Origin of the sequence: Klebsiella sp. GG_Kp175, assembly GCF_040062325.1 — a bacterium.
Lineage (GTDB): Bacteria > Pseudomonadota > Gammaproteobacteria > Enterobacterales > Enterobacteriaceae > Klebsiella > Klebsiella quasipneumoniae.
In genome coordinates this window covers 551,206-567,072 of the sequence record NZ_JBEAFX010000002.1, presented here as the reverse complement: position 1 = coordinate 567,072, position 15,867 = coordinate 551,206, and the positions used below count along the sequence as shown (strand labels likewise).

Below are 15,867 nucleotides of genomic sequence, written 5' to 3'. Positions count from 1 at the left end.
CTAAACGCCCCGTAAACCCTGTCTCAGCCGCCCTGAAGAGGCGAAAGACAGTCTGGCGTTGAATGTTTTTTCAGCGCCATTTTTATTTCTGTAGGGCAAGGAAATCCCTACGCAAACGTTTTCTTTTTCTGTTAGAATGCGCCCCGAACTGGACGACAGGGCGTAAAATCGTGGGACGTATATGGTCTGGATTGATTACGCCATTATGGCGGTGCTGGGTCTTTCTTGCCTGGTCAGCCTGATCCGCGGCTTCGTTCGCGAAGCTTTATCGTTAGTCACGTGGGGTTGCGCGTTTTATGTCGCCAGCCACTACTACGCTGATCTGTCTGTCTGGTTTACGGGCTTTGAGGATGAACGGGTTCGAAATGGGATTGCTATTGCGGCGCTGTTTATCGTGACGCTCATCGTTGGCGCTATCGTGAACTATGTGATAGGCCAGCTGGTGGAGAAAACCGGTTTGTCAGGTACCGACAGGGTATTGGGGATCTGCTTCGGCGCGCTACGTGGGGTGCTGATCATCGCCGCTATTCTGTTCTTCCTTGACACCTTTACCGGGATGGCGAAGAGCGATGACTGGCATCAGTCGCAGTTTATTCCCTATTTTACCCCCGTCATCAGATGGTTTTTTGAATACCTGCAAAGCTCGTCAAGTTTCTTGCCTAAAGTATAGACTTTAGGTCGTTGCTGAACGAGGAAAAGACGTATGTGCGGTATTGTCGGTATCGCCGGTGTTATGCCGGTTAACCAGTCGATTTATGATGCGCTAACGGTGCTCCAGCACCGTGGACAGGATGCCGCTGGCATCATCACCATTGATGCCAACAACTGCTTCCGGTTGCGTAAGGCTAACGGGCTGGTAAGCGACGTATTCGAAGCCCGCCATATGCAGCGTATGCAGGGCAATATGGGGATTGGCCACGTGCGTTACCCCACGGCGGGCAGCTCCAGCGCCTCCGAAGCGCAGCCGTTTTACGTCAACTCGCCGTATGGCATCACGTTGGCGCATAACGGCAACCTGACCAACGCCCATGAGCTGCGTAAAAAGCTGTTTGAAGAAAAACGCCGCCACATCAATACCACCTCAGATTCCGAAATCCTCCTCAATATTTTCGCCAGTGAGCTGGATAACTTCCGTCACTACCCACTGGAAGCGGATAACATCTTTGCCGCGATTGCGGCGACCAACCGCTTGATCCGCGGCGCGTACGCTTGCGTGGCGATGATCATCGGTCATGGCATGGTGGCCTTCCGCGACCCGAACGGCATTCGTCCGCTGGTGCTGGGCAAACGTGACGTAGGCGATGGCCGCACCGAGTATATGGTGGCCTCGGAAAGCGTGGCGCTTGACACCCTTGGCTTTGAATTCCTGCGCGATGTGGCGCCGGGCGAAGCGGTTTATATTACCGAGAAGGGCCAGCTGTTTACCCGTCAGTGCGCCGATAACCCGGTCAGCAACCCGTGCCTGTTCGAGTACGTCTATTTTGCCCGTCCGGACTCGTTTATCGACAAAATTTCCGTCTACAGCGCCCGCGTTAATATGGGGACCAAGCTGGGCGAGAAGATTGCCCGCGAGTGGGAAGATCTGGATATTGACGTCGTTATCCCGATCCCGGAGACCTCCTGCGATATCGCGCTGGAGATCGCCCGCATCCTCGACAAGCCTTATCGACAGGGCTTCGTGAAGAACCGCTACGTCGGCCGCACATTTATCATGCCTGGCCAGCAGCTGCGTCGTAAGTCTGTGCGCCGCAAGCTCAACGCCAACCGTGCGGAGTTCCGCGATAAGAACGTGCTACTGGTGGACGATTCCATCGTTCGCGGCACCACCTCGGAGCAGATCATCGAGATGGCCCGCGAAGCAGGGGCGAAAAAAGTGTATCTGGCCTCAGCCGCGCCGGAAATTCGTTTCCCGAACGTGTACGGTATCGATATGCCGACCGCCAACGAACTTATCGCTCATGGCCGCGAAGTGGATGAGATCCGCCAGATCATCGGCGCCGATGGCCTGATTTTCCAGGATCTCAACGATCTGATCGAGGCGGTGCGCGCGGAAAATCCGGATATTCAGCAGTTTGAATGTTCTGTGTTCAACGGCGTGTACGTCACCCGGGATGTCGACCAGCAGTACCTCGACTACCTCGATTCCCTGCGTAACGATGATGCCAAAGCGGTTCAGCTGCAGAACGAAGTCGAAAACCTCGAGATGCACAACGAGGGTTAAGCCGTTCACGCGTCGCGGGCCCGCCGTTCCTGATGGACGGCGGGCCTTTTTTTCGCCCGGCAACGGTGCGTCAATGGTTGCGCCAACGGCTATAATCCGGCAAAGTCTGCGGCATGACGCGCAAGGGGTAACAGAACGTGAAACGACTGATTATTGGCATTTCCGGCGCCAGCGGCGCCATCTATGGCGTGCGGATGCTGCAGGTGCTGCGGGATGTGCCGGATATTGAAACCCATCTGATCCTCAGTCAGGCGGCGCGCCAGACGCTGGCGATGGAGACCGACTTTACCGTGCGTGAAGTGCAGGCGCTGGCTGATGTGGTGCATGATGCCCGCGACATCGCCGCCAGTATCTCCTCCGGCTCGTTTAAAACCGCCGGGATGGTGATTTTACCCTGCTCAATGAAAACGCTCTCGGGTATTGTCCATAGCTACACGGATGGTCTGCTGACGCGGGCGGCGGATGTGGTGCTGAAGGAGCGTCGTCCGCTGGTGCTCTGCGTGCGGGAGACTCCGTTCCATCTTGGCCATCTGCGACTGCTGGTGCAGGCTGCGGAGCTGGGGGCGGTGATTATGCCGCCGGTGCCGGCCTTCTACCATCGGCCGCAAAGCCTGGATGATGTTATCAACCAGACCGTCAACCGGGTACTCGATCAGTTCGACATTAGCCTGGAACAAGACTTATTTACGCGCTGGCAAGGGTCACAGGATTGCACCAAATAGGTGCGTGAAATGTACGCTTGCGCTGCGCTGGTGCAAATTTGTCGTCCCGATCAAATCCTCGACATTTATTTCGTCTTTTTGCGCTCAGGCGCTGCGGTTTCGCCAGTAATGCTGGTATCTTCCCTTTTAAGACAATCCTGCAACTTTATTTTAACAAATTTAACCCTGTTCCCGGCACGCACCGGGAAGATGGCACAAAAACTGCAGGATTGATCGGCAATCACCATAACAAGCAACGCACCACATCACGACACTTAAGGGTACTGTATGAAGAAGACGATTCTGGCTCTCTCTTTACTCGTGGGAATGAGCAGCACGGCCAGTGTGTTTGCTGCTCTGCCGCAGAGCATTCGTATTGGCACTGACGCGACCTATGCGCCCTTTTCGTCGAAAGACGCGAAAGGGGACTTTGTTGGCTTTGATATCGATTTAGGCAATGAACTGTGCTCCCGTATTAAGGTGAAATGTACCTGGGTCGGCAGTGATTTTGACTCCCTGATCCCCTCCCTCAAGGCGAAGAAAATTGACGCCATCATCTCCTCGCTCTCCATCACCGAGAAGCGCCAGCAAGAGATCGCCTTCTCTGACAAGCTTTATGCCGCCGACTCCCGGCTGATCGCGGCCAAAGGCTCGCCGATCCAGCCGACGCTGGAGGCGCTGAAAGGTAAGCACGTCGGCGTGCTGCAGGGCTCCACGCAGGAAGCCTATGCTAACGATCGCTGGCGCAGCCAGGGCGTTGACGTGGTGGCATATCAGAACCAGGACCTGATCTATTCCGACCTCTCCGCTGGTCGTCTGGATGCGGCGCTGCAGGATGAAGTCGCCGCCAGCGAAGGCTTCCTGAAGCAGCCTGCCGGGAAAGATTTCGCCTTTGCCGGCCCGTCCGTTAAAGACAAAAAGTACTTTGGCGACGGCACCGGTATCGGCCTGCGTAAGGACGACGCCGAGCTGAAAGCCGCGTTTGATAAAGCGCTGGGCGAGATGCGCAAAGACGGCACTTACGACAAAATGGCGAAGAAATACTTCGATTTTAACGTCTACGGCGACTAAGACTGCCGCAGGCCCGCGCTATCGGGTGGGCCTGCCGCCATGCTCGTGTAAAAGCCCTGAAAAGGTGCATCGCCAGACGCTGTGGATCATTTTAGTGCAAAGGCAGGCGCTTTTGTGGCTAAAAAATGCATAGTTAAGCGTTTGTGGTGCAAAAAAATGGCCTTTCTGGTGCATAAATCTTTGCCCTCAAGGGGCGAATAATGGCACGATAACTGGTGTTAATAGTTCTAATAAACCCGTTAGAATGACAGTCTGTCGAGGATAGTTATGAAAAAACTGGCGTTGTCTCTCTCTTTAGCGCTGGCCCTTTCCAGCGTTTCCACGGTCTTTGCCGCTATTCCGCAAAAAATTCGTATCGGTACCGATCCGACTTATGCTCCCTTCGAATCGAAGAATGCGCAGGGGGAATTGGTGGGTTTTGATATCGATCTGGCAAAAGAGCTGTGTAAGCGTATTAATACCCAATGTACCTTTGTGGAAAACCCGCTGGATGCGCTGATCCCCTCTTTAAAAGCGAAGAAAATCGACGCGATTATGTCTTCGCTGTCGATTACCGAAAAGCGTCAGCAGGAAATCGCTTTCACCGACAAACTGTATGCGGCTGATTCGCGTCTGGTGGTGAAAAAGGGCAGCCCGGTAACGCCGGATCTTGCCACCCTGAAGGGTAAGCGCGTGGGCGTGCTGCAGGGTACGACGCAGGAAACTTATGGTAATGAGCACTGGGCGCCGAAAGGTATCGAAATTGTCTCCTATCAGGGGCAGGACAATATCTATTCCGACCTGACCGCCGGCCGTATTGACGCCGCTTTCCAGGATGAGGTCGCGGCCAGCGAAGGGTTCCTGAAACAGCCTATCGGTAAAGATTATCAGTTTGGCGGTCCGTCGATTAAGGACGAAAAGCTGTTCGGCGTCGGCACCGGTATGGGGCTGCGTAAGGAAGACAACGAACTGCGCGAAGCGCTGAATAAAGCGTTTGCAGAGATGCGTAAGGACGGCACCTACGACAAGCTGGCGAAAAAATATTTCGATTTTAACGTATACGGCGAATAATTCTCACGCCTCACCATTGCGCGTCCGATTCACGCGCAATGGTGGATGACAGACAGGGTAGGCAGCATGCTGTATGGGTTTTCACAGGTTATTTTGCAGGGTGCGCTTGTCACCCTGGAGCTTGCGCTCAGCTCGGTCGTTCTCGCCGTCCTGATTGGGCTGGCGGGCGCTGGCGCAAAGCTATCGAGCAATCGTCCTCTGGCGCTGGTATTTGAAGGCTATACCACACTGATCCGCGGCGTCCCCGACCTGGTGCTGATGCTGTTGATTTTCTACGGCCTGCAGATTGCGCTTAACAGCGTTACCGATGCGCTGGGCATGGCGCAGTTTGATATTGACCCGATGATCGCCGGGATTATTACCCTTGGCTTTATCTATGGCGCCTATTTTACGGAAACCTTCCGCGGCGCCTACCTGGCGGTGCCGAAGGGGCATATCGAAGCGGCCACCGCCTTTGGCTTCAGCGGCGGGCAGACGTTCCGGCGCATCCTGTTCCCGGCGATGATGCGCTACGCGCTGCCGGGGATCGGCAACAACTGGCAGGTTATCCTCAAGGCGACGGCGCTGGTCTCGCTGCTGGGGCTGGAGGATGTGGTCAAAGCCACGCAGCTGGCGGGCAAAAGCACCTGGCAGCCGTTCTACTTCGCCATCGTCTGCGGCCTGATTTATCTGGTATTTACCACCCTTTCTAATGGCGTACTGCTGCTGCTCGAACGCCGCTATACCGTTGGCGTCAAGAGGGCTGACCTGTGATTGAAATTATTCAGGAATATTGGAAATCCCTGCTGTGGACCGACGGCTATCGCTTTACCGGCGTGGCGATTACCTTATGGTTGCTGATCTCTTCGGTGGTCATGGGCGGCATCCTGGCGGTCTTTCTGGCAATCGGCCGCGTTTCGAGCAATAAGTTCATCCAGTTTCCCATCTGGCTGTTTACTTACATATTTCGCGGCACGCCGCTGTATGTGCAGCTGTTGGTCTTTTACTCCGGTATGTACACCCTGGAAATCGTCAAAGGCACTGAACTGCTGAACGCCTTTTTCCGCAGCGGGCTAAACTGTACGGTGCTGGCGCTGACCCTGAACACCTGCGCTTATACCACCGAAATTTTCGCCGGCGCGATCCGCTCGGTACCGGCGGGCGAAATTGAAGCGGCGCGGGCCTACGGCTTCTCTTCGGTCAAACTGTACCGCTGCATCATCCTGCCTTCCGCGCTGCGGATTGCGCTGCCGGCCTACAGTAACGAAGTGATCCTGATGCTGCACTCGACGGCGCTGGCGTTTACCGCTACGGTGCCGGATCTGCTGAAAATCGCCCGCGATATCAACTCGGCCACCTATCAGCCGTTCACCGCCTTTGGCATCGCCGCGGTGCTCTATTTAATTATCTCGTATGTGCTGATTAGCTTGTTCCGCAAAGCGGAAAAGCGTTGGTTGCAGCATATCAAACCTTCTTCGACGCATTGAGAACGCCATGTCCGACAATAAATTAAACGTTATCGATCTGCATAAACGCTATGGGGAACACGAGGTGCTGAAGGGCGTCTCGCTGCAGGCGAAAGCCGGGGACGTTATCAGTATCATCGGTTCATCGGGTTCCGGGAAAAGTACCTTTCTACGCTGTATTAACTTCCTTGAAAAACCGAGCGAAGGCACGATCGTCGTCAGCGGCCAGAATATTGGCCTGGTACGGGATAAAGACGGTCAGCTGAAGGTGGCCGACAAGAACCAGCTGCGCCTGCTGCGCACCCGGTTGACCATGGTGTTTCAGCATTTCAATCTGTGGAGCCATATGACGGTGCTGGAGAACGTCATGGAGGCGCCGATTCAGGTGCTGGGCTTAAGCAAACAGGAAGCGCGCGAACGGGCGGTAAAATACCTGGCCAAGGTCGGGATAGACGAACGTCAGCAGGCGAAATACCCGGTGCATCTTTCCGGCGGCCAGCAGCAGCGTGTCTCTATTGCCCGCGCGCTGGCGATGGAGCCGGAAGTGCTGCTGTTCGATGAGCCGACCTCCGCGCTGGATCCGGAGCTGGTGGGCGAAGTGTTACGCATCATGCAGCAGTTGGCGGAAGAGGGGAAAACCATGGTGGTGGTGACCCACGAAATGGGCTTTGCCCGCCACGTCTCTTCACATGTCATTTTCCTGCATCAGGGAAAAATCGAAGAGGAAGGGCATCCGGACGCGCTGTTCGGCGCGCCGAAAAGCCCGCGCCTGCAGCAGTTTCTGAAAGGTTCGCTGAAATAAACGGCTTACCCGGCGTCTGCGGGCGCCGGGTGGGATTCACGCTCCAGCCGGTAAATCCAGTCATCGTAATCGACGCCGTTCAGATGATAGGCTTTCTCCAGCACCTGCGTGCGCACAAAGCCTTGCTTCTCCAGCAGGCGCGATGATCCACGATTCTCTCCCAACACCCAGGCATTGATGGCCTGTACCCCCAGCGTGCTGAAACCATAATCGCAGATCGCCCGCAGCGCTTCGCTGGCATAGCCTTTTCCCTGAGCCTCGGGCAGCAGCGCATAGCCGACGTCGGCCTCGTGCGGATTTTTAGGGCTGATGCGAAGCCCAATATCGCCCAGCGCATCGCCGCGCTTATTACGCAGAACATACACGCCGGGATCGGCGCAGCGACTGGCGAACACGCTGCGCAACGCCTCCTCGCTTAACACTTCGCCCATAAAACGCATCACCTGCGGATCCTGGCGCAGGCGCAGAAAAAAGGGCCAGTCATCGGTAACAAAGCGGGTAAGCGAAAGGCGAGGCGTGGTGATGGTCGTCATAAAGCAGTCAATTCGAAGAAGGAAAGGCCTACCTTAGCACTTTGCTTCGCCAGGTAACACCTGCGAACCGGCCGGCTGGCGATGAACTCAGGCGCTTCAGGGCGCTGGCTGTCCGGGATATGGCGATGCTGCAGCGCCAGGCTGAGGCCATCCAGGCGTGGAGCATGAGCCAGCAGAATGGAATCAGGGGAGCCAATGCTCCCCTGTGTCAGCCATTAACTCAGCACATCCTTTAGCGCTTCGTCGAGATCGTACCAGCGGAAGGCGAAGCCGGCGGCTTCCAGTCGCTTAGGCAGCGCGCGCTGGCCGCCGAGCACCAGCACAGCGGATTCGCCCATCAGCAGGCGGATGGCGGCGGCGGGAACGCGGAAAATCGCCGGTCGATTGAGCGCATGACCCAGCGCGTGGGCGAACTGCTCGTTATGCACGGGATAGGGCGAAACCATATTGAATGGGCCGCGCAGATCGTTATCCAGCAGCCACAGAATGCCGTTAACCATATCGTCGATATGGATCCAGGCCAGGTACTGTCTGCCGCTGCCGATAGGCCCACCGAGGCCGAGCTTAAAGGCCGGGGTCATTTTGCCAAGAATACCGCCCCGCGGCGCCAGTACCACGCCGGTGCGCAGCAGACAGACGCGGGTGCGCTCGCTTTGCGCTTCGCAGGCAATTTGCTCCCAGCGGGCGCAGAGCTTATGGGTAAACTCATTGTGCGGCGGCTCTTCTTCAGTCACCACCACTTCGCCGAGGTCGCCGTAATAGCCGGTGGCTGACCCGCTGATCAGCACGGAGGGAGGGGTGTCGCTGGCGTGGATCAAGCCCACCAGCCGCTGAGTGAGATCCCAGCGACTATGGCATAAGCGCTGTTTCTGCTCGGCGGTCCAGCGTTTATCGGCGATGGGCTCGCCCGCCAGATTGATGACGGCATCGATGTCATTGAGGTGGTGATGGCCCTCGAAATCGCGCCACAGCGTGACGCGCGGATCGAGACGGGCGCGGGCGGTATCCGGATGTCGGGTGGAGACCGTGACGCTATGCCCAAGCTCCAGCAGTCTGGGTATCAGATGTCGGCCAATCAGGCCGGTACCACCAGTAAGCAGGATCTTCATACCACCTCCCTGACATGGTTAGCGCCGCCAGCTCATGGTCATGGATACCGAGTCGGCATAGCGCAGCGCGTGAAGTTTATCGATCTCCACTTCAGCATATGTGACCCAGTGATGTTCGCATGCGATATTCAGCACATCCTGAGTTAATTTTTCCAGCAGCGAGAAACGACCATTCTCAAGATGGCTAATGATGCGTTTGGTAATGGTGCGGTAGTTCAACGCATCATTAATGTCCTCGCTGTCGCGCGCTTTATCGGCAGGGTAGTGAATGGCCACATTCACTACCACGTCCTGGCGGTTGGCGATCTCTTCCTCTTTAATACCAATAAAAGTACGCAGGCGCAGGTTCTTAATACGAATAATGGCGTCTGGTTGAGACATTGCAGGCTTCCTCCGTGGTTTAAGTCCTGCAATCATACAACAAAGCGCGACGGGCGAGCAGGGGGTTAATAAGGCTGAATTTTTAGCATCGCTTCCACCGTCGCCGGCCGCTGCTTAATGCGCTCATACCAGTTATGCACCGCCGGATAGTTCGCCAGATCGATCCGCTGGCGGACATGGCAGTTCACCCAGGGCCAGGCGGCGATGTCGGCGATGCTGTAGTGGTCCCCGCCCAGCCACGGGCTGGATCCCAGGCGATGATTCAGTACCCCATAGAGTCGCTGGGTTTCCACCTGAAAACGCTCAATCGCGTAGGGCACGGTTTGCGGCGCTGAGTGGGAAAAATGCTGATTTTGCCCCAGCATCGGCCCCAGGCCGCCGACCTGCCAGAACAACCACTGCAGGGTGGTATAGCGCGCCCGCAGCTCCCCGCTCAGCAGCTTGCCGCTTTTTTCCGCCAGATAGAGCAGGATGGCGCCGGACTCGAAGACGCTCAACGACGCGCCGCCGTCGGCAGGCATGTGGTCGACGATAGCTGGAATTTTGTTATTCGGCGAAATCGCCAGAAACTGCGGATGAAACTGCTCCCCTTTGCCAATATCGACCCGAATTAGCCGATAGGCCAGCTGCGCCTCTTCGAGAAACAGGGTGATTTTGTGGCCGTTTGGGGTGGGTGCATAGTAGAGATCGATCATAATATTTCCCGCCGTCGTGGGTCGCAAACTGATCGAGTATAGGTGAAGCTGCGCGACCCGGGAAAAAATCCGCGAGCGGGGCGCCAGCCACGCAGCGGACGAGCAGTGACATCGCCGGTAAGACAGGCTATGTTGGTTTATTGCCCTGTCTACCAACCCTGAGGAAGTTATGAGCCAGCCTGTGATTACCCTGTGGTCCGATGCCGATTTTTTCTCACCGTACGTGATGTCTGTTTATGTCGCGCTGCAGGAAAAGAGCCTGCCTTTTAGCCTTAAAACCATCGACCTGGGCAGCGGCGAACATCTGCAGGCCGGCTGGACGGGCTATACTGCCACCCGTCGCGTACCGCTGCTGGAGGTTGACGATTTCGCGCTGAGCGAGTCTTCGGCGATTACCGAATATCTGGATGAGCGTTTCGCGCCGCCTGAGTGGGAGCGCCTTTATCCACACGATCTGCAAAAGCGGGCCCGCGCTCGGCAGATCCAGGCCTGGCTACGCAGCGATCTGGTGCCCATTCGTGAAGAGCGATCCACCGCCGTGGTGTTTGGCGGGGTGAAAATGCCGGCGCTCAGCGAGGCAGGCAAGCGGTCGGCGGAAAAACTGTTTGCCACCGCTACCACGCTGCTGGCCCACGGCGGGCAAAATTTATTCGGCGAATGGTCTATTGCCGATGCCGACCTGGCGCTGATGCTCAATCGTCTGGTTCTCAATGGCGATGAGGTGCCGGAGGCGCTGGCGGATTATGCGACTTTCCAGTGGCAGCGGGCCTCAATCCAGCGTTACGCGGCGCTTTCCGCCAAACGCGGAGGCTGATAACCCGCCGCGCTTCCGCTATCATAGAGGCATCGTAACCAGTGGAGATGGAACCTATGAAGCTGATGTTTGCCTCCGATATTCATGGTTCGCTACCTGCGACGGAACGCGTGCTTGAGCGGTTCGCGCAAAGTGGCGCCAGGTGGCTGATCATCCTCGGCGATGTGCTTAATCACGGGCCACGCAACGCGCTGCCGGAAGGCTATGCGCCGGCGGAGGTGGCCGAGCGGCTGAACAGCGTGGCGGAGCGCATCATTGCGGTTCGCGGTAACTGCGACAGCGAAGTGGATCAAATGCTGCTTCGTTTTCCCATGACCGCGCCCTGGCAGCAGGTGCTTGGCGAAGGCTACCGCCTGTTTCTGACCCACGGTCATCTTTATAGCCCGGATAATTTGCCGCCACTTGCCGCTGGCGATGTCCTGGCGTATGGCCATACTCATATTCCGGTTGCTGAAAAACGCGGGGCGTTCTCTCTGTTTAATCCAGGCTCAGTGAGTATCCCAAAAGGGGGATATTCCGCCAGCTATGGGCTACTGGATGAGGGGCGTCTGCAGGTTTTAGCACTCAATGATAATCAGGTTATTGCAGAGGTCGCAATTTACCCGTAATTTAGCCCTCAATCATAAAGACGCGCCGCAAGAGCGCTTTTAAAGTAAGGTTTCCTGATGGCGGAACAGAATCATTTGGCAAGCACAGAATGGGTCGATATTGTTAATGAAAACAATGAGGTGATAGCACAGTCCAGCCGCGAGCAGATGCGCGCGCAGTGCCTGCGCCACCGGGCGACCTATATCGTCGTTCACGACGGAATGGGGAAAATTCTGGTGCAGCGACGCACCGAGACAAAAGACTTTCATCCGGGCATGCTGGATGCCACCGCCGGCGGCGTCGTGCAGGCTGATGAGCAGTTGCTGGAGTCGGCCCGTCGCGAGGCGGAAGAGGAGTTAGGCATCGCCGGGGTGCCGTTTGCCGATCACGGCCAGTTCTACTACGAAGATAAATTCTGCCGCGTCTGGGGAAGCCTGTTCAGCTGCGTCTCCCACGGGCCGTTTGCCCTGCAGGAAGAGGAGGTGAGCGAGGTGTGCTGGTTAACGCCGGAAGAGATCACCGCCCGCTGCGATGAGTTCACGCCCGACTCGCTGAAAGCGCTGGCGCTGTGGATGACCCGTAACGCCGGCAACGAGTATGATGACGCGGAAGAGAGCGAGCGCGAATAAACGCGCTAACGCGTGGCAGCAACTGCTGTTCGCCTCCTGACAAAAAAGGCAGCCATCTGGCTGCCTTTTGCTTTCTCTCAGCGGGCGATTACTTCTGCTGCTGAGCTGACTGGATCGCGGTCAGTGCGATGGTGTAGACGATATCGTCAACCAGCGCGCCACGAGACAGATCGTTGACCGGCTTGCGCATACCCTGCAGCATCGGCCCGATGGAGATCAGGTCGGCAGAGCGCTGTACCGCTTTGTAAGTGGTGTTACCGGTGTTCAGATCCGGGAAGATGAACACGGTCGCGCGGCCAGCTACCGGCGAGTTCGGCGCTTTGGATTTCGCGACGTCAGCCATCACCGCGGCGTCATACTGCAGCGGGCCGTCGATCATCAGGTCAGGACGTTTTTCCTGCGCCAGACGGGTCGCTTCGCGGACTTTTTCTACATCGCTACCCGCGCCAGAAGTACCGGTGGAGTAGGAGAGCATCGCCACGCGCGGTTCGATGCCGAAGGCAATCGCGGAGTCAGCGGACTGAATCGCGATTTCCGCCAGCTGCTCTGCGGTCGGATCCGGGTTGATCGCGCAGTCGCCGTAAACATAAACTTGTTCCGGCAGCAGCATGAAGAACACGGAAGAGACCAGCGAGCTGCCCGGTGCGGTTTTGATCAGCTGCAGCGGCGGACGAATGGTGTTGGCGGTGGTGTGTACCGCGCCGGACACCAGGCCATCGACTTCGTCCTGTTCCAGCATCAGGGTGCCGAGAACCACGTTATCTTCCAGCTGCTCGCGGGCGACGGCTTCGGTCATGCCCTTGTTCTTACGCAGTTCGACCAGGCGAGCCACGTAGCTTTCGCGCACTACTTCCGGGTCGACGATTTCGATACCGGCGCCCAGCTCAACGCCCTGCGCTGCTGCAACGCGGTTAATCTCATCCGGGTTGCCCAGCAGCACACAGGTGGCGATCCCGCGTTCGGCGCAGATGGCTGCAGCTTTCACGGTACGCGGCTCGTCGCCTTCCGGCAGAACGACGCGTTTGCCGGCTTTGCGCGCCAGCTCGGTCAGCTGGTAGCGGAAGGCTGGCGGAGAGAGACGACGGCTGCGCTCGGAGGTCGCGGTCAGCGATTCGATCCAGTCGGCGTTGATGTAGTTGGCAACGTATTCCTGAACTTTCTCAATGCGCTCGTGATCGTCAACCGGTACTTCGAGGTTGAAGCTCTGCAGGCTCAGGGAGGTCTGCCAGGTGTTGGTGTTGACCATAAACACCGGCAGGCCGGTGGCGAAGGCGCGTTCGCACAGCTTGCTGATGCGCGCGTCCATTTCATAGCCGCCGGTCAGCAGGATGGCGCCGATTTCCACGCCGTTCATCGCTGCCAGGCAGGCGGCAACCAGCACGTCAGGACGATCTGCGGAAGTAACCAGCAGCGAACCTGCGCGGAAGTGCTCCAGCATGTGCGGGATGCTGCGCGCGCAGAAGGTCACGGATTTCACGCGGCGGGTGTTGATATCGCCTTCGTTGATGATGGTCGCATTCAGGTGATGGGCCATGTCGATCGCGCGGGTGGCGATCAGATCGAAGCTCCACGGTACGGCGCCCAGCACCGGCAGCGCGCTGCCTTTTTGCAGCTGAGCCGGGTCGATCTTCACGACTTTCGCTTTGGATGAGTCGTCGAAAATTTCCGACAGATCAGGACGGGTACGGCCCTGCTCGTCGACCGGCGCGTTCAGTTTGTTGATGATAACGCCGGTGATGCTGGTGTTTTTCGCGCCGCCAAAGCTGTTGCGGGTCAGTTCAATACGCTCGTTCAGCTGTTCTGGCGTATCGGTGCCTTGCGACATGACGAAGACGATTTCCGCGTTCAGGGTTTTGGCGATTTCAAAGTTCAGCGCCTGAGCGAACTGATGCTTACGGGTCGGCACCAGGCCTTCCACCAGCACCACTTCCGCGTCCTGGGTGTTCGCGTGATAGTTGGCGATGATCTCTTCCATCAGCACATCTTTCTGATTGCTGGAGAGCAGAGATTCAACGTGGTTCATCTTCAGCGGTTCAGCAGCGGTGGTGGTGGAGGAGCTGGCGCGAACGATGGTGGTGGTCTGGTCCGGGGCATCGCCGCCGGAGCGCGGCTGGGCGATAGGTTTAAAGACGCTCAGACGAACGCCTTTGCGTTCCATAGCGCGGATCACACCGAGGCTGACGCTGGTCAGACCTACGCTGGTACCGGTAGGAATTAACATGATAGTACGGGACACGGTATATCCTCTTTCGTTACCGCCAGTATCAGGCGGGATACAAAACAGCACCACCAGCGACCCGTCATACTCCACGTTGCACGTGCGTTGGCTCTACTTGCTCACCCCGGTCGCGTATGCGCCGGGGATCTGCTGTGTCGCCGCCTTCCTGCAGCGCGAAGTATTGCGGGTCAGGGCTGGCGGTGTGGAATTATGCGGTCAGACGGCTGGCGTCTTGCGCGATGACCAGCTCTTCGTTGGTCGGGATAACCACGGCAGGACGGGTGCCTTCTTTGTTGATGAAGCCAGACTTGCCGAAGCGGGCAGCCAGGTTACGCTCATGGTCAACTTCGAAGCCCAGTACGCCCAGTTTGCCCAGCGACAGCTCACGCACCATCGCGGCGTTTTCACCAATGCCACCGGTGAAGACCACGGCGTCGAGACGGCCGTCCATCAGCGCGGTGTAGGAGCCGATGTATTTCGCCAGGCGGTGGCAGTAGACGTCCATCGCGCGTTTAGCGTCGGCTTTTTCCTGGTAGTTGTCTTCTACGTAGCGGCAGTCGCTGGTGACTTCGGTCAGGCCCAGCAGGCCGGACTCTTTGGTCAGCATTTTGTTGATGGCGTCAACGCTCATGCCCAGGGTGTCGTGCAGATGGAAGATGATTGCCGGATCGATATCGCCGGAGCGGGTACCCATCACCAGGCCTTCCAGCGGGGTCAGACCCATGGAGGTGTCAACGCATTTGCCGTTACGAATAGCGGAAACCGAACCACCGTTGCCAAGGTGGCAGGTGATGATGTTCAGCTCTTCAACCGGCTTGTTCAGGATCTTAGCGGCTTCCTGAGTCACGTAGAAGTGGCTGGTGCCGTGTGCGCCGTAACGACGAACGCCGTGCTCTTTGTACAGGCTGTACGGCAGGGCGTAGAGATAGGATTCTTCCGGCATGGTCTGGTGGAACGCCGTATCGAATACTGCCACGTTTTTGTCTTTCAGGTGCGGGAAGGATTTCAGCGCTTCAGCGATGCCGATCAGATGTGCCGGATTGTGCAGCGGTGCGAAGGACGCCGCGTCTTTAATGCCCTGAATCACGGACTCGTCGATGACGACGGAGCTGGTGTATTTTTCACCGCCGTGGACGATACGGTGGCCAATTGCGGTCAGCTGAGCAGACAGTTCTGGTTTTTGTGCCAGAATAGTGTTAACGATAAAGTTCAGTGCTTCGCTGTGCGCGGCGCCCGCGCCTAATTCGGCTTCTTGTTTGCCGCCGTCAATTTTCCATTTGATACGGGCTTCTGGCAGGTGGAAGCATTCCGCTAAACCGGACAGGTATTCGTCGCCGTTAACGGCGTCAAGGATAGCAAATTTCAGAGAGGAGCTACCGCAGTTCAGAACCAGTACTAACTTACTCGACATGGAAGTACCTTTTTATGATACGTGGCTAAAAAAACGTCAGTGTGTCATTAGCGTAGCGCAGGATGACCTCGACATTTATGATTAACATCATGCCTTGTTCTGTTTTCAGGCACGATGAGATAAGTACATTTGATTTTATGCCATTTTGCATAATTTTCAGCCAATGGCAGAATATGCGATAATTTGACTAGCCTGGCAA

The 15,867-nt window shown here is 57.0% G+C and carries 19 protein-coding genes; 12 read left to right on the top strand and 7 right to left on the bottom strand.

The annotated features are described in order from the left end of the window. Window positions 1-181 precede the first annotated feature (181 nt). The 3 genes from cvpA to ABLU73_RS05780 all read left to right on the top strand — a co-directional run bounded on the left by cvpA (window position 182) and on the right by ABLU73_RS05780 (window position 2,943). Entirely contained in the window at window positions 182-670 is a 489-nt protein-coding gene (cvpA, locus tag ABLU73_RS05790; protein ID WP_002913214.1) for a colicin V production protein, read from the top strand. A gap of 33 nt (window positions 671-703) precedes the next feature. Beyond that, entirely contained in the window at window positions 704-2,221 is a 1,518-nt protein-coding gene (gene purF / locus ABLU73_RS05785) for an amidophosphoribosyltransferase (protein ID WP_004180758.1), read from the top strand. Window positions 2,222-2,358: 137 nt separating this feature from the next. Then, window positions 2,359-2,943 (top strand): UbiX family flavin prenyltransferase, encoded by a 585-nt coding sequence (locus ABLU73_RS05780; protein ID WP_004180755.1) that lies wholly within the window; start codon window positions 2,359-2,361, stop codon window positions 2,941-2,943. Between the two features lie 65 nt (window positions 2,944-3,008). On the opposite strand, the gene ABLU73_RS05775 is transcribed toward ABLU73_RS05780, so the two are convergent. After that, the gene (locus tag ABLU73_RS05775; protein WP_004140952.1) at window positions 3,009-3,170 is read right to left on the bottom strand and encodes a hypothetical protein; all 162 of its coding nucleotides are present in this window, start codon (window positions 3,168-3,170) and stop codon (window positions 3,009-3,011) included. Between the two features lie 40 nt (window positions 3,171-3,210). Between ABLU73_RS05775 and argT the strand changes: the two genes are divergently transcribed. The 5 genes from argT (at window position 3,211) to hisP (ending at window position 7,290) form a co-directional block, all read left to right on the top strand. Then, window positions 3,211-3,993, top strand: a complete 783-nt coding sequence (argT, locus tag ABLU73_RS05770; protein ID WP_004180753.1) for a lysine/arginine/ornithine ABC transporter substrate-binding protein ArgT — start codon at window positions 3,211-3,213, stop codon at window positions 3,991-3,993. Between the two features lie 267 nt (window positions 3,994-4,260). After that, window positions 4,261-5,043 (top strand): histidine ABC transporter substrate-binding protein HisJ, encoded by a 783-nt coding sequence (hisJ, locus tag ABLU73_RS05765; RefSeq protein ID WP_002913209.1) that lies wholly within the window; start codon window positions 4,261-4,263, stop codon window positions 5,041-5,043. 66 nt (window positions 5,044-5,109) lie between these two features. Further along, on the top strand, window positions 5,110-5,796 hold the full coding sequence (locus ABLU73_RS05760) for a histidine ABC transporter permease HisQ (protein ID WP_004201769.1): 687 nt from the start codon (window positions 5,110-5,112) through the stop codon (window positions 5,794-5,796). Continuing rightward, window positions 5,793-6,509, top strand: coding sequence for a histidine ABC transporter permease HisM (hisM, locus tag ABLU73_RS05755; RefSeq protein WP_002913207.1), 717 nt, complete (start codon window positions 5,793-5,795; stop codon window positions 6,507-6,509). The genes ABLU73_RS05760 and hisM overlap by 4 nt, the downstream gene beginning before the upstream one ends. Window positions 6,510-6,516: 7 nt before the next feature. Then, the gene (hisP, locus tag ABLU73_RS05750) at window positions 6,517-7,290 is read left to right on the top strand and encodes a histidine ABC transporter ATP-binding protein HisP (RefSeq protein ID WP_002913206.1); all 774 of its coding nucleotides are present in this window, start codon (window positions 6,517-6,519) and stop codon (window positions 7,288-7,290) included. Window positions 7,291-7,295: 5 nt separating this feature from the next. On the opposite strand, the gene ABLU73_RS05745 is transcribed toward hisP, so the two are convergent. After that, window positions 7,296-7,823 (bottom strand): GNAT family N-acetyltransferase, encoded by a 528-nt coding sequence (locus tag ABLU73_RS05745; protein WP_017899517.1) that lies wholly within the window; start codon window positions 7,821-7,823, stop codon window positions 7,296-7,298. 119 nt (window positions 7,824-7,942) lie between these two features. On the opposite strand from ABLU73_RS05745, the gene ABLU73_RS05740 reads away from it, so the two are divergent. Then, complete coding sequence (locus ABLU73_RS05740) at window positions 7,943-8,059, top strand: hypothetical protein (RefSeq protein WP_032425776.1); 117 nt, start codon at window positions 7,943-7,945, stop codon at window positions 8,057-8,059. On the opposite strand, the gene ABLU73_RS05735 is transcribed toward ABLU73_RS05740, so the two are convergent. The 3 genes from ABLU73_RS05735 to yfcG all read right to left on the bottom strand — a co-directional run bounded on the left by ABLU73_RS05735 (window position 8,039) and on the right by yfcG (window position 10,008). Then, entirely contained in the window at window positions 8,039-8,932 is an 894-nt protein-coding gene (locus ABLU73_RS05735) for a TIGR01777 family oxidoreductase (RefSeq protein WP_017899519.1), read from the bottom strand. The genes ABLU73_RS05740 and ABLU73_RS05735 overlap by 21 nt on opposite strands. Before the next feature lie 18 nt (window positions 8,933-8,950). Further along, window positions 8,951-9,313 (bottom strand): dihydroneopterin triphosphate 2'-epimerase, encoded by a 363-nt coding sequence (gene folX, locus ABLU73_RS05730; protein ID WP_002913200.1) that lies wholly within the window; start codon window positions 9,311-9,313, stop codon window positions 8,951-8,953. A 65-nt stretch (window positions 9,314-9,378) separates the two neighbouring features. Beyond that, window positions 9,379-10,008 carry a GSH-dependent disulfide bond oxidoreductase gene (gene yfcG / locus ABLU73_RS05725; RefSeq protein ID WP_114506360.1) on the bottom strand — a complete coding sequence of 210 codons (630 nt, stop codon included), beginning with the start codon at window positions 10,006-10,008 and terminating at the stop codon, window positions 9,379-9,381. Window positions 10,009-10,177: 169 nt separating this feature from the next. On the opposite strand from yfcG, the gene yfcF reads away from it, so the two are divergent. Genes yfcF through yfcD form a run of 3 tightly spaced genes read left to right on the top strand, consistent with a single transcriptional unit; the run spans window position 10,178 to window position 12,039 of the window. Continuing rightward, window positions 10,178-10,822 (top strand): glutathione transferase, encoded by a 645-nt coding sequence (gene yfcF / locus ABLU73_RS05720; RefSeq protein ID WP_004201762.1) that lies wholly within the window; start codon window positions 10,178-10,180, stop codon window positions 10,820-10,822. Window positions 10,823-10,878: 56 nt separating this feature from the next. Continuing rightward, the gene (yfcE, locus tag ABLU73_RS05715; protein WP_004201761.1) at window positions 10,879-11,430 is read left to right on the top strand and encodes a phosphodiesterase; all 552 of its coding nucleotides are present in this window, start codon (window positions 10,879-10,881) and stop codon (window positions 11,428-11,430) included. A gap of 57 nt (window positions 11,431-11,487) precedes the next feature. Further along, window positions 11,488-12,039 (top strand): NUDIX hydrolase YfcD, encoded by a 552-nt coding sequence (yfcD, locus tag ABLU73_RS05710; protein WP_002913197.1) that lies wholly within the window; start codon window positions 11,488-11,490, stop codon window positions 12,037-12,039. An 88-nt stretch (window positions 12,040-12,127) separates the two neighbouring features. On the opposite strand, the gene pta is transcribed toward yfcD, so the two are convergent. Both pta and ackA read right to left on the bottom strand, forming a co-directional pair. Then, window positions 12,128-14,275, bottom strand: a complete 2,148-nt coding sequence (gene pta, locus ABLU73_RS05705) for a phosphate acetyltransferase (RefSeq protein ID WP_004201759.1) — start codon at window positions 14,273-14,275, stop codon at window positions 12,128-12,130. Window positions 14,276-14,465: 190 nt separating this feature from the next. After that, window positions 14,466-15,668 (bottom strand): acetate kinase, encoded by a 1,203-nt coding sequence (ackA, locus tag ABLU73_RS05700; RefSeq protein ID WP_004201756.1) that lies wholly within the window; start codon window positions 15,666-15,668, stop codon window positions 14,466-14,468. Between the last annotated feature and the right edge of the window lie 199 nt (window positions 15,669-15,867).